Source organism: Mycolicibacterium arenosum, assembly GCF_024320865.1.
GTDB lineage: Bacteria > Actinomycetota > Actinomycetes > Mycobacteriales > Mycobacteriaceae > Mycobacterium > Mycobacterium arenosum.
In genome coordinates this window covers 472,887-493,073 of sequence record NZ_JANDBD010000004.1, presented here as the reverse complement: position 1 = coordinate 493,073, position 20,187 = coordinate 472,887, and the positions used below count along the sequence as shown (strand labels likewise).

General features: G+C 69.0%; 17 protein-coding genes. 7 read left to right on the top strand and 10 right to left on the bottom strand.

What is annotated here, in order from left to right; genetic code table 11:
- Positions 1-153: 153 nt before the first annotated feature.
- The 7 genes from NM203_RS12500 to NM203_RS12470 all read right to left on the bottom strand — a co-directional run bounded on the left by NM203_RS12500 (position 154) and on the right by NM203_RS12470 (position 8,190).
- Positions 154-1,656: an MCE family protein gene (locus tag NM203_RS12500; protein ID WP_255060242.1), complete on the bottom strand. Its 1,503-nt coding sequence runs from the start codon at positions 1,654-1,656 to the stop codon at positions 154-156.
- Positions 1,656-2,921 (bottom strand): MCE family protein, encoded by a 1,266-nt coding sequence (locus NM203_RS12495; RefSeq protein WP_255060241.1) that lies wholly within the window; start codon positions 2,919-2,921, stop codon positions 1,656-1,658. The genes NM203_RS12500 and NM203_RS12495 overlap by 1 nt, the downstream gene beginning before the upstream one ends.
- Positions 2,918-4,309: an MCE family protein gene (locus NM203_RS12490; RefSeq protein ID WP_255060240.1), complete on the bottom strand. Its 1,392-nt coding sequence runs from the start codon at positions 4,307-4,309 to the stop codon at positions 2,918-2,920. Before NM203_RS12490 ends, NM203_RS12495 begins: the two co-directional genes overlap by 4 nt.
- Positions 4,306-5,388 carry an MCE family protein gene (locus NM203_RS12485; protein ID WP_255060239.1) on the bottom strand — a complete coding sequence of 361 codons (1,083 nt, stop codon included), beginning with the start codon at positions 5,386-5,388 and terminating at the stop codon, positions 4,306-4,308. The genes NM203_RS12490 and NM203_RS12485 overlap by 4 nt, the downstream gene beginning before the upstream one ends.
- On the bottom strand, positions 5,388-6,410 hold the full coding sequence (locus NM203_RS12480) for an MCE family protein (RefSeq protein ID WP_255060238.1): 1,023 nt from the start codon (positions 6,408-6,410) through the stop codon (positions 5,388-5,390). The genes NM203_RS12485 and NM203_RS12480 overlap by 1 nt, the downstream gene beginning before the upstream one ends.
- Positions 6,407-7,594, bottom strand: coding sequence for an MCE family protein (locus tag NM203_RS12475; RefSeq protein WP_408633334.1), 1,188 nt, complete (start codon positions 7,592-7,594; stop codon positions 6,407-6,409). Before NM203_RS12475 ends, NM203_RS12480 begins: the two co-directional genes overlap by 4 nt.
- Before the next feature lie 191 nt (positions 7,595-7,785).
- Positions 7,786-8,190, bottom strand: a complete 405-nt coding sequence (locus NM203_RS12470) for a Zn-ribbon domain-containing OB-fold protein (protein ID WP_255060422.1) — start codon at positions 8,188-8,190, stop codon at positions 7,786-7,788.
- A gap of 59 nt (positions 8,191-8,249) precedes the next feature.
- Here NM203_RS12470 and NM203_RS12465 point away from each other — a divergent pair, with 59 nt between their 5' ends.
- Positions 8,250-9,455, top strand: a complete 1,206-nt coding sequence (locus NM203_RS12465) for a thiolase family protein (RefSeq protein WP_255060237.1) — start codon at positions 8,250-8,252, stop codon at positions 9,453-9,455.
- Here NM203_RS12465 and NM203_RS12460 read toward each other — a convergent pair.
- Positions 9,445-10,767 (bottom strand): lipocalin-like domain-containing protein, encoded by a 1,323-nt coding sequence (locus NM203_RS12460; RefSeq protein ID WP_255060236.1) that lies wholly within the window; start codon positions 10,765-10,767, stop codon positions 9,445-9,447. The genes NM203_RS12465 and NM203_RS12460 overlap by 11 nt on opposite strands.
- 88 nt (positions 10,768-10,855) lie before the next feature.
- Between NM203_RS12460 and NM203_RS12455 the strand changes: the two genes are divergently transcribed.
- Together NM203_RS12455 and NM203_RS12450 are read left to right on the top strand one after the other, a co-directional pair.
- Positions 10,856-12,496 carry an AMP-binding protein gene (locus NM203_RS12455; RefSeq protein ID WP_255060235.1) on the top strand — a complete coding sequence of 547 codons (1,641 nt, stop codon included), beginning with the start codon at positions 10,856-10,858 and terminating at the stop codon, positions 12,494-12,496.
- 10 nt (positions 12,497-12,506) lie between these two features.
- The gene (locus NM203_RS12450; RefSeq protein WP_255060234.1) at positions 12,507-13,328 is read left to right on the top strand and encodes an enoyl-CoA hydratase-related protein; all 822 of its coding nucleotides are present in this window, start codon (positions 12,507-12,509) and stop codon (positions 13,326-13,328) included.
- A gap of 73 nt (positions 13,329-13,401) precedes the next feature.
- Here the strand turns inward: NM203_RS12450 and NM203_RS12445 are convergent, their stop codons facing one another.
- The gene (locus NM203_RS12445) at positions 13,402-14,490 is read right to left on the bottom strand and encodes a Zn-dependent alcohol dehydrogenase (RefSeq protein WP_255060233.1); all 1,089 of its coding nucleotides are present in this window, start codon (positions 14,488-14,490) and stop codon (positions 13,402-13,404) included.
- 62 nt (positions 14,491-14,552) lie between these two features.
- Here NM203_RS12445 and NM203_RS12440 point away from each other — a divergent pair, with 62 nt between their 5' ends.
- Genes NM203_RS12440 through NM203_RS12425 form a run of 4 tightly spaced genes read left to right on the top strand, consistent with a single transcriptional unit; the run spans position 14,553 to position 19,301 of the window.
- Complete coding sequence (locus NM203_RS12440; protein WP_255060232.1) at positions 14,553-16,019, top strand: aldehyde dehydrogenase; 1,467 nt, start codon at positions 14,553-14,555, stop codon at positions 16,017-16,019.
- On the top strand, positions 16,016-16,585 hold the full coding sequence (locus NM203_RS12435; protein WP_255060231.1) for a TetR family transcriptional regulator: 570 nt from the start codon (positions 16,016-16,018) through the stop codon (positions 16,583-16,585). Before NM203_RS12440 ends, NM203_RS12435 begins: the two co-directional genes overlap by 4 nt.
- Positions 16,582-17,847 carry a cytochrome P450 gene (locus tag NM203_RS12430; protein WP_255060230.1) on the top strand — a complete coding sequence of 422 codons (1,266 nt, stop codon included), beginning with the start codon at positions 16,582-16,584 and terminating at the stop codon, positions 17,845-17,847. Before NM203_RS12435 ends, NM203_RS12430 begins: the two co-directional genes overlap by 4 nt.
- A complete protein-coding gene (locus NM203_RS12425) occupies positions 17,844-19,301 on the top strand; it encodes a TLP1 C-terminal extension domain-containing protein (protein ID WP_255060229.1) in 1,458 nt (485 codons plus the stop codon). The genes NM203_RS12430 and NM203_RS12425 overlap by 4 nt, the downstream gene beginning before the upstream one ends.
- On the opposite strand, the gene NM203_RS12420 is transcribed toward NM203_RS12425, so the two are convergent.
- The gene (locus NM203_RS12420; protein ID WP_255060228.1) at positions 19,302-20,105 is read right to left on the bottom strand and encodes a FadR/GntR family transcriptional regulator; all 804 of its coding nucleotides are present in this window, start codon (positions 20,103-20,105) and stop codon (positions 19,302-19,304) included.
- Between the last annotated feature and the right edge of the window lie 82 nt (positions 20,106-20,187).

Here is a 20,187-nt window from a genome sequence, read left to right as displayed (position 1 = left end):
CTGGGCGGCAAAAGGACAACGGCGACGTCGCCGCCGTAGGTCTATCTTTACTATTTTAGGAATCTAGGTCAAGGCAGCCCCCTCCGCCGGAATAGCATTCCTGGCTGCCAGCCCGCGGGTGTGACAGCTGGGAATGCCGTTCCGGCGGGGGGGTCAGTTCGGGCCGGGCATCAGCTCGGTCCACGACTCCGGCGCGGTCGGTGTCGCCAGGTCGGTCTGGTGGTAGAACTTGCCGTCGGGCCCCATGTACGCCCCGGTCTGCGGGTTGTACTGGGCGAAGCCGACCGCCGGCTGCGGGCCGCCGGGGGGTGGCGGCGCAGCGGCTGGCTCGGCGGGCGGTCCGGGCGGGGGGCCCGTGCCCTCCACCGGGGCGTAGAGGCGTTCACCCGAATCGACCCGACCGTCCGGCGGAATGCCCTGTGAGATCAGGTTCGGATCGATCGGATACGGCCCGAGCACGTGCTGACGCATGGCCAGCGGCTGGAAGGGCTTGTCGCTGTTGCAGTCCTGCACCGTGGCGGCGCGCTTACCGGGGTGCTCGACGCACGGGTAGTTGCGTGCGCCGCGCACCGCGATCGGCGCGTCCTGGGGCAGCTTGCAGTAGATGCCGTCCGGGGTGTCCATCTCGGTGGTGTCCGCCGGTGACCGCCACTGCGAGGGTGGCAGGAATCCGACCGTACAGGAGGGCGGATCGTTGATCGATACGGCGAAGTCGCCCAACGGTTTACCCGTCGGGTTGTTCGCCGGTGTCACCGACTGCAGCCCCGCGAGGTAGGGCGGAAACAGCACCAGCAGCTGTTCGAGGGACTTGTTGTAGGTGACGAGGACCTGACCGATGGACGTCAGATTGGCGAGCAGGACGGGCAGCGTGGGCTTGACCTGCTCGAGCAGGGTGGTGACCTCGCGTGCGAAGCCCGGCCCGTTCTGCAGCAGGGCACGGAACTGATCGTCGTGCGCGACGAGCTGATCCGTGATGCCCGCCATGCTCCGCGCCCACACCGCGAGCGAGTCGGTGGTCTGGGCTTGGGACTCCAGCAGCGGGCCGCTGTCGTCGATGAGGGCCCGGCTCTGGTCCGCCACGCCGTCGAGGTCGCGCGTGAGAGTCGTCGTCGAGTCGAGCAGCGAGCCGAAGTCGTAGCCCGCGCCGTTGAACGCCTTGAACCCCTCGTCGAGCAGGGGTCCTAGTTTGTCCTTCGGGAAGGAGCCCACCAGCGCGTTGAGTTTGTCGAGCATCGGCCCCACCGGTTCGGGGAGCGCCGTGCGGTCGGCGGGGATCACCGAGCCGTTCTCCAGGTACGGCGGCGCGTCGTCGACCGGCTGCAGGTCCACGTACTGCTCACCGACCGCGGACACGCTGCGCACCCTGGCCGTCAGGTTCACCGGGATCGGTGGTGAGGTGTCAAGGGAGAGTTCGGCTTCCACGCTCCGGCCGCCGACGGTGCGGATCTCGGTCACCTTGCCGACGTTGACTCCGCGGTAGGTCACGTTGCTGAACGGGTACAGACCGCCGGCTGCCGGCATCTGCAGTGTCACGGTGATCCTGCCGATACCGAGCAGCGTGGGCACCTGTACGTAGACCACGGCCATGGTCACGACACCGATCACGGACGCGATCGTGAACAGCACCAACTGGATTCGGACGAGACGGCTGAGCATCACCCACCTCCGTACGGTCCGGCGAACACCGGGGACGCCGGCTGTGAGATCGCGTTGGAGGGCGGCGGGCTCACCGGCAGCACCGCGCCCGGCGGGTCGGCGTCCAGTTGGGGCGTCGGCGGGAATCCCGGCACCGCGCCGAGTGGGCCCCCGGTCGGCGGGGGTGCCAGCGGCCGACCGAGGGGGTCATTGGTGTAGCGCTGCGTGTACGGCTCACCGGGCGCGGGGATCAGCTTCGCGTCCTCATCGCCCCAGCGGGTACCGAGCAGCAGCGATCTCTTCAAGCGCGGGTAGGTGAAGTCGAGCTCCCCGAAGAAGTTGATGTAGTCACCCCGGACACCGCGGTCGATGAGGTCCTGTCCGAAGGGGAAGACGGGAATGAAGGCGAGCGCGGTGTCCAGGTCCTTGCCGACGTCCGCGAGCGATCGCAGGGTGGGTTCGAGGTTGCGCAGGTCGGTCACCAGGTCGGCCTGAGTGTCCTTGACCAATCCGGTTGCGGTGTCACTGAACACGCGCAGTCGATCCAGGGCCGTCGTCAGCGTCGGTCGTTCGGCGATCAGCACGTCGAGCGCGGGTGGGATCTTCGCGAGGGCCCGTGTGATGACGTCGCGCTGATCGGCGAGGCTGACCGCCAGCCTGTTCAGGCTCTCGATGGAGGCCAGGATGTTGTCGCGCTGCCGGTCCAGGGTCCCGACGAAGGTGTCCAGTCTGGTGAGCAGTTCGCGGACGTCGCCCTCGCGTCCCGACAGGGCGAGAGAGAGGTTGTGGATGATGTCGCCGATCTGGCCGAGACCGCCGCCGGTGACGACCGCCGCGAGAGAGGACAGCGTCTGCTCGGTCGACGGGTACGTGGCCGTCGCGTCGAGCTGCACGGTCGCGCCGGGCTCCAACCGCCCGCGCGGTTGTTCGCCGAGAGGTGGGTCGAGGGCGACGTGCATGGAGCCGAGCAGGCTCGTCTGGCCGATCGTCGCCACCGCGTTGGCGGGCACGGCGATGTCGGGACGGATCGACACGTCCACGTTGATGTGCCAGTTGGAGAACGTCATGGCGCCGACGCTGCCCACCACGACGTCGTCGATGAGCACCGGCGAATTCGGCTCCAGTGTGCCCACATTCGCGAACTCGAGGTGGTACACGCTGCCATCGGAGCCGCTGCCGACGGCGCCCGGCAGCGGCAGCGAGTTGATGCCCTGGAATCCGCATCCGCCCACGGCGAGAGTGGCGATGATCGCGGCCAGCCCCTTGAGCCCCTTGACGGCGGTCACGGCTGCGGTGCTCCCGCTTCGGCGGGCAGCATCAGGTCGGGGAACGTCGGTGACGTGGGTATCGGCGCGCCGGGGTACAGCGCGGGGGACGGCGCAGCCGGCAGGTGATCGGGCGCGGTCGGTCCCGGCGCCACCGCCGGTGGTGGGACCGGACCCGGCGGGTTCTCGCCCGTGTAGGCCGACACCGCCGGCGGCACCTCGGGCGCAACCGGTTTGGGTCCCGTCCCGCCGGGTGCGAGTCCCGGCTCCGTGTAGACGAGGCGGTCGGGGTTGATCGACTTCATCAGGTAGGGGGCGATGCCGACGGGGATCTGGTTGATGCTCACCGAGTTCAGCGCCGGGCCGAGCGTCTGTGCGCACAGCTTTGCGGACTCGGCGGACGTCACGCTTTCGACGGCGCCGATCGCGCTGCACAGCAGGGCCATCGGGTTGGCGAAGTTGTTGAGTGCGAACCTGCCGATCTGGCTGCCGGTGTCCGGGTTGTAGATGTTGTAACCGTTGGCCACCGCGTTGGGGGCCGCGTGCAGCAGGTTCTCCAGGTCCAGTCGGTGGTCGACGAGATTCTGCGTGACGTTGGTCAGGCGCTGTATCTGCTCGGCGGTCTGGTCGCGGGTGCCCGCGACGAAGCGCTGCACGTCCGCGACGGCCGAATTGAGGTCGGCCAGCGTCGTACCCAGGTCGGACTCGTCGTTCACGACGCTGGTGAGTGTGGCGAACCGATTCTGGAACTCGACGATCTGCTGGCCGCTGTCGCGCAGCGCGGTGACGAAGGTCTGCAGGTTCCTGATGACGTCGACGAGGTTTCCGCTGCCATCGGCGAGCGTGCGTCCCAGCCCCGACAGCTCGGCGATGGTGCGCCGCAGCTTGTCGCCGTTGCCGTTCATCGCGTTGGCAGCGCTGTCGATGAAGCGTGAGATCGGCGTGCCGGGCGCGCCGGCTTGTGGTCCGAGATCCGTTGCCAGCCTGGTCAACTGCTCCTTCACCTGGTCCCACTCGACGGGGATCGCGGTGCGTTCGAGGGGGATGACCGCGTAGTCGGGCATCGTCGGACCGCTGGTCTCGTACGCGGGCGCCAGCTGGACGTAACGGGAGGCGACGAGGCTCTGCGCGACGATGACCGCTTTGGCGTCCGCCGGAATCGGCACGCCGCGGTCGACGCGCATCGTGATCCTGGCCTGCCCGCCCACGGGTTCGATGTCGGCGATCGTGCCGACGTTCACGCCGGCGACGCGCACCTCGTCACCGCGGTAGATGCCCGTCGCGCTGAGGAAGTACGCCGTGATCGTGGTCGGCGAGAAGTAGGCCTCGCGCACCACCAGTGCGGTGCCGCCGAGCAGTGCCGCGACCAGCGCCATGGCTGTCACGATGCGCACCAGTTCGCCCCTCATCGCGGACCGCCAGGAATGCCGTTGTAGGGCAGCGGGAGTTCGGCTCGCGGACCGGCGTTGTCGGGCGGTCGGCCGGCATCGGTACCGCGTCGGAAGCCGAACGCGTAGTCGAGGAACGGCTGGAAGAGCTTGCCCGGCAGGATGTTCGAGACAAACGCCTCGTAGAAGTAACCGTTGGCCACCGCCTCGCCCTGGGTGATCTGGTACTTCGCCAGACCCGGCAGCGCCTTGGCGATGTTGTCGCGGTTCTTCTCCAGCATCGCCGTGACGGAGTTCAGCTTCTGCAGCGTCGGCGCCAGCGTCTGTTCGTTGTCGGCGACCAGCCCGGACAGTTCCCTGGAGAGTGCGGAGACGCTGGCCAGCAGGGAGACGATGGCCTGCCTGCGGTCGTCCAGCATGCCGATCAGGTCGTTGGCGGACAGGATCAGTGTGTTCAGCTGCTCACTGCGTTCGGCGAGCACACCGCTGACGGAGCTCGCGCTGTCGAGCAGGGCGCGCAGTGTCTCGTTGCGGTCGTTCAGTGAGCGCGACAGCCGCGAGACGCCGTCGAACGCGGGACCGAGTTGGGGTGCGATCTGGTCGATCGTGGACGCCAGTGTGTCCAGGGCCTGGTTGATCCCGGCCGTGTCGGTGCCCGCGGTGTTGGTGGTGAGATCGCTGACCGCCTCGGTCAGCGAGTACGGCGACGACGTGCGCGACACCGGGATGACCTCCGAGGGTCGCATTCTGGCGGTACCCGCCGACTCCAGCGTGAGGATGCGTTCACCCAGCAGCGTGCCGGTCCGGATGTGGGCGGTGGTGTCGGATCCCAGCGTGATCGCGCTAGGCAGCGTGAAGGTCACCCTGGCCTTGCCCTTGTCCAGCGAAACGCCCGTCACCGCACCGACTCTCATTCCGGACAGCCGCACGTCGTTACCGACCGACAGGCCGCCCGCTTCGGTGAACAGCGCCTGATACCGAAGGGCGGTCGCCCACTGCGCGATCCGTTCGGGCTGCAGGCCGACGCCGATCACCAGCACGACGAGGATCACCCCGATGAGTCCGGGCCGGATCAAGGCGCTGTCGCGGTACTTGAGCATTACTCGGCGCACCTCCCGTTGGTCTGCTCGAACCAGGGGAAGACCGCGGTGTTCCCCTGCAGATCGCTCACCCGGAAGCTCAGTGCGCAGATGTAGATGTTCAGCCAGCTGCCGTAGGCGCCGAGGCGGATCAGCTTGCGGTAGTTGTCGGGCGCGCGTTGCAGTGCCCCGTCGATCCTGTCCTTGTCCTGATCGAGTATGGGAGCGAGCCGGTTGAGCTCGGCGATCGTGCCCGACAGCGGGCTGCGCGCCTGCCCCAGAAGGTCGGCGAGCGACGACGTGCCTTGGTTGAGCGAGTCGATGGCGGCGCCGATGGGGTCACGGTCCTTCGACAGTCCCGTGACGAGTTGCTCGAGCCGGTCGATGGTCCCGGAGAACTCGGTGCCGCTGTCGGCGAGCGTGGCGACCACCGTGTTCAGGTTGTCGATCAACTGCTCGATCACCTGCCCGTTGTCCGCGAGCCCGGTGGTGAACGACGAGGTCTGCGACAGCAGGGAATCCAGCGTCCCGCCCTGCCCCTGGAAGATCTGCAGCAGGGCACCCGACAGCGTGTTGACGTCCTGTGGGTTCAGGCCCTGGATGACCGGTTTCAGGCCGCCGAGCAGCAGGTCCAGGTCGAGGGCCGGAGCGGTGCGATCGGCGGGTATCCGCGACCCCTCCGGAAGCAGGCGGGTGGAGCCGGGGCCGTCGACGAGGTCCAGGAAGCGGTCGCCGACGAGGTTGAGGTATCTGACGGCCAGCGTCGTCCCGGTGCTCAGCGGCACGGTCCGATCGGCGTCGAACGTCACCAGGATGGTGTGGTCCGATTGCATGGCGACCTCGTTCACCGTGCCGACCCGGAGGCCGCCCGCCCGCACCGAGTCGCCGGACCTCAGACCGGAGACGTCGGCGAAGACCGCCGAGTACGTGATCGTCGAACCGGTTCGGTACTGACCGAAGATCACCAGCAGGCACGCGGTCAGCACGGTCATCACCACGGCGAAGACGCCGAACTTCACGAACGGTTTGCGACTCGCGTTCATCCCGGCTGTCCCACCTGGGCGGTGTTGCGCGGTGGCCCGTCGATGGGACCGAACAGGTACTGCTTGAGCCCGTCGGAGTTCAGCAGGATGCCCTGATTGCCGTACTGCGCCGGGTTCGCGCCGGTGTCGGCGACCACGAACGGCGGCCGCGACTCGGGAGGCACGTTCGGCAGCGAGAGGCATTGCGGCCCACCGGTACCCGCGACCTTCGGCAGGTTGCCGGGGTAACGGTAGCGCTCCCTGGCCAGCTGGAAACCGATCGAGTCGACGATGCCGGGCTTGTCAAGCGGCGGACCCGTGGCCAACGGCAGCAGTCCGCCGAGCGTGCAGGTGATCGCTTCGTGGTAGCGGTTGGACAGCTCGAGGGTGGGCACCAGCACGCGCACCAGGTCCGTCAAGCCCTGTCGGTTGCCGCCGATGACGTCGTTTCCGGTGTCGGCGAGCCCGATCGTACTGACCAGGAAGGCGTCCAGATTCGCGCTCTGGTCGACCAGCGTGTCGCTGATGGTCGACGCGTTGTCCACGATGCGCAGCAGGTCCGGCGCGGCGTCCGCGTACGCGTTGAGGACCCCCGGCGCGACCTCGATGTCGCGGCTGAGGTTCGGCAGGCTCGGTTCGATCTTCGCGAGGTAGCGGTTCAGTCGGCTCAAAGCCTCACCGAACTGCTGGCCGCGACCGTCGAAGGCGGTCGCGATGGCGCCGAGTGTCTCGTTGAGCTTCTCGGGCTGAATCTCGGTCAACACCGCGGTGAGTTGTTCGAAGACGGTGTTGAACTCGACCGTGACGTGTTGGGAGTCCAGCACCTGGCCGGGCTGCAGGGTGCGGGGTGACGGATCGTCCGGCGGCACCAGGTTGATGGACTTCGCGCCGAACACCGTCGGGGACGCGATGTCGACGACGACGTTGTCTGGGATCTCGGCGAGCCGATCGGGTTCCATCTCGAGGTGGATGGCGGCTCGGCCGTCGGCGAGCTCCTCGATGCGACCGACCCGGCCCACCGGGACACCGAGCAGATTGACCTTCGCGTCGGGATTCATCACCAGCCCGGCGCGGGGCGACAGGACGATCAGGGGAGCGGTCCCGGCGAAGCGATTCTGGAACAACCCGACGGATACGAACGCGATACCGACGATCGCGACGATCGTGCCCATGCCGACGAGCACCCGGAGTGTCGTGGACTTCACGATGCGGTGATCGCGTGGCGGTCGGCGGGTACGTGCACAGGTCTCTCGTCTGCTGAGCGGTTGTGTAGCTTTCTTTATAAAGTTAGCGTTTTAGCGAGAGTACGCCTGGAGTCGGAAAGAGTCAGCACTTTCACCGCAACTCGCGAGGACTGCCGTCGGTCGGTGGCGTGACCGAGGCCCCCTGGTGCGGGCTACGCGGTGCCTCGGGGTGCGAACACGGGTACGAACATCGCGCCGTCGGCGCCGGGCTGCTCTTCGAACCGCACGCTGACGGGCATCCCGACGGTCACCGAATCCGGTTGGCAGTCCACGATGTTCGCCGCGAGTCGGAGATCGTCCTGCTCCGCCAGCTCGATGATCGCGATGACGTAGGGCGGCGGCACCGCCGGGTTGAACGGGTGGTGGTTGACGGTGTAGGTGAATACGGTGCCGGCACCGGAAACCGGCCTGGTGCCGAGGGCGGCGTCGCAACCAGGGCAAACGGCTTCGGGGGGAAGCACCCAGCGAGCACACGGCTCGCAGTACGGCACGTGCAGGCGTCCGTCGGCACCGCCGGTCCAGAACGCGCGATTGTGTTCCGTGAGTTCGGGAAGCATCCGCCCTGGGGCCGCACCTGACATGTCGACGAACCTACCCCTCGACTATTTTTACAACAATGGAACTGCCGAAGGGCTTCGAGAAGGACACGATCATCAGTGGGATCGGCATCTCCCACATCGGTCGCCGCACAGGCATCCCCGGTCTGCAGCTGACGCTGGACGCCACGCACGCGGCCATCGCCGACGCCGGCCTGACACCAGCCGACATCGACGGCATCGCCACGCTCGGCGACACCCCGCGGCAGCACGTCGTCGACGCGCTCGGCCTCGACGCCGAGAACCGCGGCTCGGGAATCGACACCTCGGGGCTGTACAGCCCGCTGATGTCGGCGATGCTGGCCGTCGCCGAGGGCCGCTCCCGACACGTCCTGGTGTATCGCACCGTCGCGATGCTCGGTGGCTCGATGATCGACTCGTCGGCGGAGTTGCCCCCCGAGCCGAACGCGCTCACCTCACCACCGGAGGAACCGCGGCAGCCGGGTGCACCCCGCAGGATCGGCGCCAACGGCGACATCGGCGAACTCATGGCGGCGCACGCCTACTCCGCATCGAACTGGGTGGCGATGCACTGCCGTCGGCACATGGAGCTTTACGGCACCACCAAGGAACAACTCGGCTGGATGGCCATCAACAGCCGACGCAACGCCGCGCTCAATCCACTTGCGGCGTATCGGGACCCGTTCACCATGGACGACTATCTGGCCGCGCGCCCGATCTCGTCGCCCCTGGGCCTGCTGGACTGCGACGTTCCCGTCGACGGCTCGATCGCCGTGATCGTCTCGCACCGCGACTACGCGGGCGACTGTCCCCAGCCGCCCGCGCGGGTGGAGGCGATCGGCGGAGCGTACGGAACGGGCGGCTGGTTCCACCGTCCCGACTTCCCCAAGATGGCGTCCGCCGAAGCCGCGACGCAGATGTGGTCGCGGACCGACCTGACGCCGAAGGACCTCGACGTCGCCGAACTGTACGACGGCTTCACCTATCTGACCGTCGCCTGGCTCGAGGCGCTCGGCATCTGTGGCGACGGCGAAGCCGGGCCGTTCGTCGAGGGCGCCACGCGCATCGCGCTCGACGGCGACCTTCCGCTCAACACCTATGGGGGACAGCTGTCGGCTGGGCGCATGCACGGCTACTGGGTACTGCACGAGGCTTGCCTGCAACTGCGCGGGCAGGCGGGGCAGCGACAGGTGGGGGGCGCCGATACCGCGGTGGTCGCCGCGGGCGGCGGCCCGATCGCCGGCTGCCTGCTGCTCACTCGCTGACGGACAGCGCCGCCGTCAGGTCGTCGACGAGTTGAGCGTGCTCACCGGGGCTGACGTGGTCCAGCCGCTGCAGCGCTTCGGCGCGCCTGCCGTCTGCGACCAGTGGCCGCAGTGTCTCGGCGAGCGCGGCGAGTTCGGTCGTCGCCAGCACGTCGACGAGTTCCCAATCGCGGTACAGCGCCAGCGAGCGCTCCGAGATCCCGAAGCCCCGCACCGGTTGTCCCCGCATGGTGCCCTCGAACAGGAACGGACCCTCCATGTACTCGACCGGAAGGGCGTGCGCGGGTGCCGCGATGAGCGGTGTGCCGCGCAGTTCGAGAGCGAGCGCCTCGGAGCGAAACGTGTGCCGGTCCGGCATCCAGCGCGCGCTCACGGGTGGCCGGATGAGCTGTCGCACCGATTCGGGCCAGCGGACGTAACTCTCGGTGTGCACCTCGATGTCCTCGACGCACTCCGGGGCCCGGCCGTCGGCGTAGGACACGGTGGCACCCGTGAACGGGCGCGGGGCGTTGCGGTCGCGGCGGTCGAACTGCCGCCACGCCACGACGTCTGCCCCGTTGTCGAGGTGGATGGTGCGCCACTCGTACGAGATCGCCCGCGGATCGCCGTCGGTGCCGCCACCGCCCGCGGGCAGCGGGAACCACTGCCGGTCGATGTGGCCGGCCGTGCCCGACACCTCCTCGGTGATCGATCCCCAGGTGAGTGTCCCGGTCATGGCCATGCCGGTCTGGAAGTACGAGAACGTCTCGGGCTGGGCGAGACACTGGAACCGGCCGCTGTGCGTCGAGGCGCCGACGGGCACGGGCGGTCGTGTCGCCGAGACCGTCAGGGTCAGCGCCATCGGCGCGTCGAACTGATCGATGCCGACGAGGGCGAGGTCGTAGCCGAACGGCACCGGCGAGCCGTCGTCGGTGTGCCGCGCGGTCCACGCGGAGCGACCGGCTCTGGTGTCGAAGCTGAGCGCGAGATGCCCTGTGGCGGCGGACATCTTGTGGACCGTTCCCGGCTCCATGTTCTTGGGCGGCATGTCGTAGTCGGTGCTGGTGGCGTAGGTCCCGTTGTCGAGGTCGAAGAACGCCAGAGTGTGGAAGTCGGCGACGATCGCGCCACCCGGCCGGTTCTGGTTGAAGATCGTCAGGAACGCGAACCGCCTGCCGGAGGTGCGGCCGGTCAACTCGCCCGCGATGAACCACGTGTCGGACTGGCAGTGCGGATGGATGCCCTCGGCGGCCGGAAAGACGAATTCCGGATCGCCTGCCACCAGTTCGTAGGGGTACTGCAGTCCGAAGTCGGTCGTGTCGGCCACTGCCACCTGCCCTCGTTGGCTACGGTTGGGGTCTATCTGGCTATTATCGCAAAGTTAAGCTACTACGCCGCGCCGCCGAGGGAAATGGGGCTGCATGACGACGAGCGAGGAGCGGAGCGGATCGCGCATCACCACGACAGTGGCCGATCTCGTCCGGGCGCGGGCCGACGACGACAACGTCGGTCTGCTGTACGGAGACCGCTCCTGGACGTGGCGTGAGGTGGTGTCGGAAGCGGCGCAGCGGGCCGACTGGTTGATCGCGGCGCTCGACCCCGCCCGGCCGCCGCATGTCGGCGTCCTGCTGCCGAACGTGCCCGAGTACGTGTTCCAGATGTTCGGCGCGGCGCTCGCCGGCACCTGTGTCGTCGGCCTCAACACCACCCGGCGCGGCGCAGAGCTCGCACGCGATATCGACCACACCGCTTGCCAATTCGTGCTGACCGACGCCACCTACGCCGGCCTCGTCGGCGATGCCCTGCGCGTGGAAGAAGCGCCCTGGGAGAGCCACCGGGGTGCGACACCGCCCGCCGCGGCGCCGCTGCCGGACACGCTGCTGTGTCTGCTGCTGACGTCGGGCTCGACGTCCGCGCCCAAGGCCGCCAGATGCAGTCAGCGCCGGATGGCTTCCGTCGCCGCCGCGGGTTTCGGCTTCGGGCCGGGCGACACGCTCTACTGTCCGATGCCGCTGTCGCACGGTAACGCGTTGAGCGCGGCCCTGTTCCCGGCCGTCGCCAGCGGCGCTCGGTTGCTGCTGCGCGATCGGTTCTCGGCGACAGCGTGGCTCGACGACGTCCGCACCCACGACGTGACCTTCACCAACACCGTCGGACGCGCACTCGGTTACGTGCTGGCGACCGAGCCGACCCCGCACGACCGTGACCACAGGCTGAAAGTGGTGCTCGCGCCGGAGGCCTCACCGCGCGACATGGCGGCGTTCAAGAAGCGGTTCGGAGTCGGCGTGCTGAGCGGATACGGCTCCAGCGAGGGCGGTATCGCGCTCATGCCGTCGCGCAAGCCCGGCTCGCTCGGCAGCGCGCCCGCCGGCGCCGACATCGCCGTCGTCGACGCGTCCGGCGTGGAATGCGCACGCGCCGAGTTCGATTCCGCGGGCCGGCTGTGCAACGCCGAACAGGCGATCGGCGAGTTGGTGCGCCGCGACACGGGCGGCTCGTTCGAGGGCTACTGGAACAACGCGGAGGCCGACTCGGAGCGGCTGCGGGACGGCTACTTCTGGTCGGGCGACCTCGCCTACCGGGACGCCGATGACGTGTTCTGGTTCGCAGGCCGCGTCGGCGACTGGCTCCGGGTGGATTCGGAGAACTTCTCGGCCGCACCGGTCGAGCGGATCGTCGAGCGGTACGAAGCCGCGGCCGCGGTGGCGGTGGTCGGCGTGCCCGACCCGGTGGCCGGCGATCAGGTGCTGGCCGTTCTCGAACTGCAGCCGGGCCGCGCCTTCGCACCCGCGGACTTCGCCGAGTTCCTCGCGGCTCAGCCGGATCTCGGCACCAAGTGGGCGCCGCGCTTCGTCCGACTGGCCGCGATCCCGGTCCTGGGCAACGGCAAGGTCAACAAGAAGCCGTTGCGCCGCGACGCCTGGCTGTGTCCGGAACCGGTGTGGTGGAAACCGCCGGGGGCGACCGCGTACACGCTGATGACCGACGCCGATCGCGACGCCGTGCGCGCACAGTTCGCCGACCACGACCGGATGGGTGCCTTCCCGTCCGAGGCCCACTGAAGGAGATGCCGTGCCCGTTCACTACGAACTCGGAAAGCGCCGGGATGCACCGCATGTCGTGCTGATCACGCTCGACCGGCCGGAGGCGAAGAACGCCTGCGACCTCGAGCACTTCCATCAACTCGCACAGGCGTGGAAGCGGTTCGGCGAGGACGACGACGCGTGGGTGGCCATCTTCACCGGGGTCGGTCGGGCGTTCATGTCCGGCGCCGACCTCAAGACCTACGTCCCCGAGATCACCGCGCTGTCCAAGAAGATCCGGGACGGCTCGGCCACCGACGTCGGCGGTTACTCGCTCACCGACGGCACCGACGCGGTGTTGCGCGGCAGCAAGATCTACAAGCCGATCATCGCGGCGGTGAACGGACCCTGTGTGGCGGGCGGTATGGAGATGCTCGGCGGGGTCGACATCCGGGTGGCCAGCGAACACGCCACCTTCGGTGTGCTGGAGCCGGCCCGCGGTCTGTTCGCCGGCGGAGGCACCACCGTGCGGCTTCCGCGTCAGGTGCCGTTCGCGCACGCGATGGAGTTCCTGCTGTGCGCCGACGTCGTCGACGCGGCCAAGGCCGCTCAGATGGGTCTGCTCAACGCCGTGGTGGGGGAGGACGAGTTGCTGGACACGGCGTTCGCCTACGCGGCCCGCATCACGAGGAACGCGCCGCTGGCGATCCAGGCCACCAAACGCAGTGTGCTCGAGGGTCTCAAGGTCGACATGCGCGAGGCGTATCGCAACGAGGCGCGCATCGCGCAGGAGGTGTTCGCCACCGAGGACGCCAAGGAGGGGCCGCGCGCGTTCGCCGAGAAGCGGGCGCCCAACTGGTCCGGCCGCTAGATGTCCTCCGCCGAGCAGACGCAAAATCCCCTCAATCACGCCGATTCAGGGGATTTCGCGTCTGCTCGCGGGGTTAGTTGACCAGCACGGTGCGGATGCCGGCACCCGAACTGAGGTCGGCGAAGGCGTCGTTGACCTCGTCGAGCGCCACCCGACGGGTCACCAGGCGGTCCAACGGCATTCGGCCGTTGCGCCACAGTTCGAGCAGCATCGGGAAGTCGCGTGCGGGTACCACGGAGCCGTACTGGCAGCCGACCAGGGTCTTGGCGTTCATGAACAGGTCGTAGGCGGAGAGGGCCACGTCGTCGCCGGGCATCGCGGCCCCGACGACGCAGGTGGTGCCGCCGCGGCGGGTGGCCTTGATCGCGGTGTCGATCGTTGCGCTGCGCCCCACCGCCTCGAAGACGATGTCGGCGCCGCGGCGACCGGTGATCGCGCGCACCTGCCTGGCGACGTCGCCGTCCGCGGGGTCGACGACGTGGGTGGCGCCGAACGACGCGGCGGCCTCGCGCCGCGCCGCGACCGGATCGATCGCGATGATCTCGGCGGCGCCGCGCACGGCAGCGGCCATCAGCGTCGCGAGACCCACGCCGCCGAGGCCGAGCACCGCGACCGAAGTGCCGTGCTCGACCGGGGCGGTGTTCAGCGCCGCACCGGCGCCGGTCGCGACGCCGCAGCCGACGAGCGCGGCGACGTCGAAGGGGATGTCACGGGGGATCGGAACAACGGCCCGGCCAAGGCAATTGGTCGCGGTCGCGAAGCTGGAGACGCCCATCGAGGTGAACAGTGCGGCGCCGTCGGCGTCCGTGGCGTACGGCATCGCGTAAGTGTCGGGAATCGCGTTGCGGCAGAGGTGGAGCTCGCCCCGGTTGCAGAACCAGCAGTGCCCGCACGCAGCCGTCCAGGCGATGACCACGTGGTCGCCGACCTCGACGTGGTGAACCTCGGAGCCGACGGCCTCGATCACCCCCGCGCCCTCGTGGCCGAGCACGCACGGCGCACCCGCGGGGAGCGCACCGGTCGCCTGGGACAGGTCGGAATGGCACACCCCGCTGGCGGCGATGCGCACGCGGACCTGGTTCGGCGCGATGTCGGCGAGCACGATGTCGCCGATCTCGAGCGGCTGGCCGATCTCACGCAGGATGGCTGCCCGTTCACGCATGGTGACATTCTACCAATGTTCGAATAGATTAGAACACTGGTAGAAAGCTTGGGAGGCTGCTCATGTCGTACTCCTTCGACCGCTTGTTCGTCGCGGGCGAGTGGGTGGCACCGTCCACGGGGGACGCGTTCGACATCCGCTCGCCGCACGACGGGACGGCGGTCGGCTCCGCGCCGATCGCCTCGGAGGCCGACGTCGACGCCGCCGTCGCGTCCGCCCGCCTCGCGTTCGACGAGGGCCCGTGGCCCCGCATGACGGTGGCCGAACGCATCGCCGTGCTGCGCCCGTTCATCGACGCCTACGGCGCCCGCGCGGGCGAGATGTCCGCCCTGGTCACCTCCGAGATGGGCTCGCCCGCGACCTTTTCGCAGGCCGCGCACGGCATCGGTCCCTTCGTGCTGATGCAGCAGACGTGTGAGTTCGCCGAGGCGTACGCGTGGATCGAGGCCCGCGGCAACAGCGCGCTGGTGCGCGAGCCGTCGGGTGTGGTCGGCGTCATCACGCCGTGGAACGTCCCGCAGGTGACGATCGTCGCCAAGCTCCTCCCGGCACTCGTGGCCGGGTGCACGGTGGTGGTGAAGCCCGCGCCCGAAACCCCGCTGGACGGAATGCTGCTCGCCGGCATGTTGGCGGACGCCGACCTGCCGCCGGGCGTCGCGGCGATCCTGCCCGGCGGTACCGAGGCCGGACAGCGACTCGTCGAACACCCCGGCGTCGACCGGATCGCGTTCACGGGCAGCGCCGACGTCGGGCGGGCCATCGCAGCCACCTGCGGCCGGCGGTTGGCCCGCGTCAGCCTCGAACTCGGGGGGAAGTCCGCCGCGATCGTCTGCGAGGACGCCTCGATCGAACGCACGGTGGAGGGGCTGAAGTTCTCGTCGTTCCTCAACAACGGTCAGGCCTGCGTGGCGCAGAGCCGGATCCTCGCGCCGCGCAGCCGGTACGACGAGGTGGTGGGTGCGCTGGCCGATGCTGCGAACGGCTTCACCATCGGCGATCCCCGCGAAACGAGTACCGACATCGGCCCCATGGTGTCGGCGCGTCAGCGTGATCGAGTCCTGGGTTACCTGCACATCGGCGAGGCGGAGGGCGCGAAGGTGGCAGCGGGCGGGACGGAGCCGGTCGACGGGCTCGACAGCGGACACTACGTGCGGCCCACGGTGTTCCGCGATGTCGATAACTCGATGCGCGTCGCTCGCGAGGAGATCTTCGGCCCGGTGATCGTCGTCATCCCGTACGACGGCGTCGACGACGCCGTTCGGATCGCCAACGACTCGCCGTACGGCCTGGCGGGATCGGTGTGGACCAGGGACCGTCGCGCGGGCTTCGACATCGCGCGGCGCGTCCGGACCGGGATGTTCGGCATCAACGCGTTCGCACCCGGATTCGATCTGCCCTTCGGCGGATTCAAAGCCAGCGGCATCGGTCGGGAGTACGGGCCGGAGGCCTTCGACGAGTACGTCGAGATGAAGTCGGTGTACGGGGTGCCGACCTCGGGGGCGAGCGAAGCGACGGGGAATCAGACGTGAACACCCCGACGCGGCGGGCGTACGGCGAACTGGATCGCGACGAGGTGGTGGCCGCCCTGCAGAACCTGGCCCGGCGGGTCGGTGTGCAGAAGGTGACCATGCGCGGACTCGCCGCCGAACTGGGGGCCGCTGCACCCTCGGTGTACTACCACGTGCCCGGCAAGCAGGCGGCGCTCGATCTGCTCGCCGAGTCCGTGCTCGCGGGTATCACCGAACCGACCGCCGGGCCGTGGGACCGTCGACTGGTCGAGATGTACTGCGAATCACGGGAAGTCCTGCTTGACGTGCCGGGCATCGCGGGAATCCTGCAGACCAACGGCGACGGTGAGTGCGCCCGCAGGCTGGACCGGCTGAGCCGGGAACTCATCGCACACTCCGGGCTCGGCGAGGCGAAGGTCAACGCCGCGCACGCCGTGCTGTACACCTACCTGCTCGGATCCGTGAGCCTCGAGGAGGCCCGGCCGTTGAGCGTTCCCGCACCGACGAAACGGCAGGCGGCGACCCGCTACCGGGCGGGTCTCGCCGTCATCATCGCCGGAATCAAGGCGTCAGTGGAGGAACGATGAACATCCCGAAGCCGAACCTGGTGAGCTCACTGGCGACCGAACACTCCGGCAGCGCACTGGATCTCGACGCCGCCGCGGTGCTCGACCCCGACACCTACGTTACCGGGGCGCCCTTCGAGGCGCTTGCCCGCTTGCGCGCCGAATCGCCGGTGCATCCCGTCTCCCTACCCGGTCTGCCCAAGTCGTGGCTGCTGACCCGGCACACCGACGTGCGGACGGTCAGCCGGGACACCGAGACGTTCACGAGCAGTCGGGGCAACACCCTCGTCGAGGTCGAGATGAGCCCGACGTCGGCGATGCTGCCCGGTATCGACCCGCCCAGGCACGTGCAGGTCCGCAAGCTCATCAACCAGGGTTTCACCGCTCGCAACGTGACGCGACTCGAACCGCACATGCGCAAGGTGGCGCGCGACATCGTCGCGAACATCACCGAGAAGGGCGAATTCGATGCGGTGCCCGACATCTCAGCGGAGATGTCGCTGCAGGTGATCGCCGATGTCCTGGGCGTTCCCCCGGAGGACCGGATGGACGTGTTCCGATGGAGCAACGCCATCGGCAGCCTCGGTATCGAGGACCCCGACTACGCGCCGACACCCGAGGCTCTCGGTCAGGCGTCCGCGGAGATGTTCCGCTACTGCGCTGAACTGGTCGAGGACCGGCGCAAGCACGGACTGAAAGACGACATCCTCTCGGCTCTGCTGGTGGCGGAGGTCGACGGCGAGAAACTCAATCGCGACCAGCTCAACGAGTTCTTCCTCCTGCTGGCGATCGCGGGCAACGAGACCACCCGCAACACGCTGAGTCACGGAATCCTCGCGCTCTCCGAGCATCCCGAGCAGAGGGCGCTGCTCGCGCGCGATCCGTCGGCGATCCCACGTGCCGTCGAGGAGCTGCTGCGGTGGTCCACCCCGGTCATGCACTTCCGGCGCACCGTGACCACCGACGTCGAACTCGGCGGGCACCACATCCCCGCGGGCGATTGGGTGCTCATCCACTACCTGTCCGCCAACCGGGACGAGGACGTGTTCGAACGGGCCGACGAGTTCGACGTCACCCGCGAGGACGCCGGCCACGCCGCGTTCGGGGGCGGCGGCACCCACTTCTGCCTCGGCGCGCAGTTGGCGCGGCTCGAGCTGAGGGTGCTGCTCGAGGAGCTCTATCCGAACGTGCCCGGTCTGGCCGTGACCGGCGCACCGGACCGGTTGCGCTCGTCGTTCTTCCACGGCATCAAACGGCTTCCGTGTACGACGGGTGCCGCGTGACGGCCGATCCGCGCGGACTGTGCGTCATCGGCGCCGCGCAGCACACGGTCCGCGACGGCGCGGCGCCGGAGCCTTTGGCCAGCTGGGCCCAGCGCGCTCGCGAGGCCGCCGCCGGATTGGGTGACGTTCTGTCACAACTGGATTCGATCCAGGTCGTCTACTGCCAGACCTGGCCCTACGACGACCCGGTGGCCCGGCTCGCCACCGAGCTGGGTGCCGCCCCGCGCCATCGTCACTACTCGGGTATCGGCGGAACCACGCCACAGGACCTGGTGAACCGGACGGCGGCCGCGATGCGCCGCGGCGAGCTGGATCTTGCGCTGATCTGCAGCGCGGAGGCGCTGGCCACGATGCGCGCCGCCAAGAAGCGTGGGGAGAAGCTGCCCTGGAGTCACCGCAAGTCCACACCGTTCCCGTGGGATCCGCCGCACGAGTCGGAGCTCGCGCACGAGGTCGTGCAGGCGTGGGAGACCTTCCCGCTGTGGGATACCGCACGGCGGGCGCGGCTCGGCCGCTCGCTGGACGAGGACGCCGCGGAGGCCGCCACGGTGATGGCGGCGATGAGCGTCGTGGCGGCGGGCAACCCGCACGCCTGGCGCCCGAGGGCGCTCGACGCCGCGACCGTGGGCACGCCCACCGCCGACAACCGTTACGTCGGATGGCCGTACACCAAACACGAGGTCGCGGTGATGGACGTCGACATGTCCGCGGCGCTGCTGCTCGCGACCGCGGAACGCGCCGATGCGCTGGGCGTGCCCGAGGACCGCAGGCTCTACCTGACCGGCTGGGCGCATGCGCAGGACCCCGACAGCATCGCCGAACGGACCGACATGTCGCGGTCCGTGGGCATGGCCGTCGCGGGTCGCCACGCGCTGGCGGCGGCGGGCGTCGGTCTCGACGACATCGACGCCTTCGACCTGTACTCGTGCTTTCCGTCGTCGGTTCGATTGGGTTGCGACGCAATCGGACTCGCTCTCGACGATCGGCGCGGGCTCACGGTGACGGGCGGGTTGCCCTACGCGGGCGGCCCGGCGAGCGGCTATCTCACGCACGTCATCGCGAGCACCTTCGACAGGTTGTGCACGGCGCCGGGTCGCGCACTGGTCACCGGCGTCGGTATGCACCTGGCCGAACACGTCGCCGCGGTGTGGTCGAGCACGCCGGACTCGGCGGCGGTGCCGCCCGAGGATCTGCAGGCCGACGTCGACGCCGCGCAGTCGCGGGAGCCGCTGCTGACGACCTGGTCGGGCCCCGGCACCGTCCGCGCGTACACCGTCGCGCACGGCCGGGACGGCGCACCCGTGCAGGGTCTGGTGGTCCTCGACACCGCCGACGGCCGGGCGCTCGCCCGTGTCCGGGAGGGGGAACTGCTCGCCGACGCCGAAGCGCGGGAGTTGGTGGGCCAACGGGTCGACGTCACCACCGACGGGCGGCGCAACGAGGCGCGCTGGTAGTCAGCCGCGCCGCGACATCGCCTGGGGCGAGTGGGCCTGAATGCGTTGGTCGGCCGTCGGCAAGGCGTGCGTGTGCGCATCGCCGATGTGCTTGTACGCCAGCTTGCGCGCACGGTCCACGTCGCCGTCGGCGATCGCCTCGGTGAGCTTGAGGTGAGCGTTGAGTGCCGCGCGCCGCTTGGCCGCGGTGGGAAACGCGTTCTCCTCCTTGGCGTTGGCGAACCACTCGCCCTCCTGGCTGGTCCACAGCGCCTCGAGGCTGCCCATCACCACGACCATGGTGTGGTTGCCGCACCCGTGTGCCAGCACGTGGTGGAACTCCCGGCCGATCTCGGAGAACTTCTCGACGTCGTCGATGGACTCGGCGAGATTCTCGTTGCTCGCCACCAGTTGCGGGATGAGGGTGGTGGCCCGGTCGGGTCGCTGCGCCGCCAGCGCTGCGCACGACGGCTCGAGTTCCTTGAGCGCGGTGCGCAGATCCGTCACCGGCACCGAGTCGCTCTGCAGCACCAGGCCGAGCATGTAGGCGGCGCTCGACTTCGCGGGCGCGTGCACTACGGCACCGCCGCGGTTGCCACGACGGACCGACACCAGCCCCTCGGTCTCGAGGATTCGCAGCGCCTCGCGCACCGAGACGAGGCTGACGTTGAAGTGCTCGACGAGCTGCTTCTGGCCAGGGAGCAGGTCGCCGTCGGTGAGCCTTCCGTCGATGATCTGCTGACGCAGTTCGTCGGCGACGATCTCGGCGGTCCTGCGCGACGACAGGCGCCGGTGCGCTTCCGCGCCGATTCCAAGGATGGTCATGTGCTCCCCGCAGTTAAGGCACTGTTGTACAAGTGTGCGATTTTAACACCGATAGGACGTCACCTCCGGTTCAGCCGCATGC

Bases quoted from the DNA above. Each gene is read 5' to 3' on its own strand.
- NM203_RS12500 (WP_255060242.1), bottom strand. From the start codon at position 1,656: ATGCTCAGCCGTCTCGTCCGAATCCAGTTGGTGCTGTTCACGATCGCG.
- NM203_RS12490 (WP_255060240.1), bottom strand. From the start codon at position 4,309: ATGAGGGGCGAACTGGTGCGCATCGTGACAGCCATGGCGCTGGTCGCG.
- NM203_RS12485 (WP_255060239.1), bottom strand. From the start codon at position 5,388: ATGCTCAAGTACCGCGACAGCGCCTTGATCCGGCCCGGACTCATCGGG.
- NM203_RS12480 (WP_255060238.1), bottom strand. From the start codon at position 6,410: ATGAACGCGAGTCGCAAACCGTTCGTGAAGTTCGGCGTCTTCGCCGTG.
- NM203_RS12470 (WP_255060422.1), bottom strand. From the start codon at position 8,190: ATGCTTCCCGAACTCACGGAACACAATCGCGCGTTCTGGACCGGCGGT.
- NM203_RS12465 (WP_255060237.1), top strand. From the start codon at position 8,250: ATGGAACTGCCGAAGGGCTTCGAGAAGGACACGATCATCAGTGGGATC.
- NM203_RS12455 (WP_255060235.1), top strand. From the start codon at position 10,856: ATGACGACGAGCGAGGAGCGGAGCGGATCGCGCATCACCACGACAGTG.
- NM203_RS12445 (WP_255060233.1), bottom strand. From the start codon at position 14,490: ATGCGTGAACGGGCAGCCATCCTGCGTGAGATCGGCCAGCCGCTCGAG.
- NM203_RS12440 (WP_255060232.1), top strand. From the start codon at position 14,553: ATGTCGTACTCCTTCGACCGCTTGTTCGTCGCGGGCGAGTGGGTGGCA.
- NM203_RS12430 (WP_255060230.1), top strand. From the start codon at position 16,582: ATGAACATCCCGAAGCCGAACCTGGTGAGCTCACTGGCGACCGAACAC.
- NM203_RS12420 (WP_255060228.1), bottom strand. From the start codon at position 20,105: ATGACCATCCTTGGAATCGGCGCGGAAGCGCACCGGCGCCTGTCGTCG.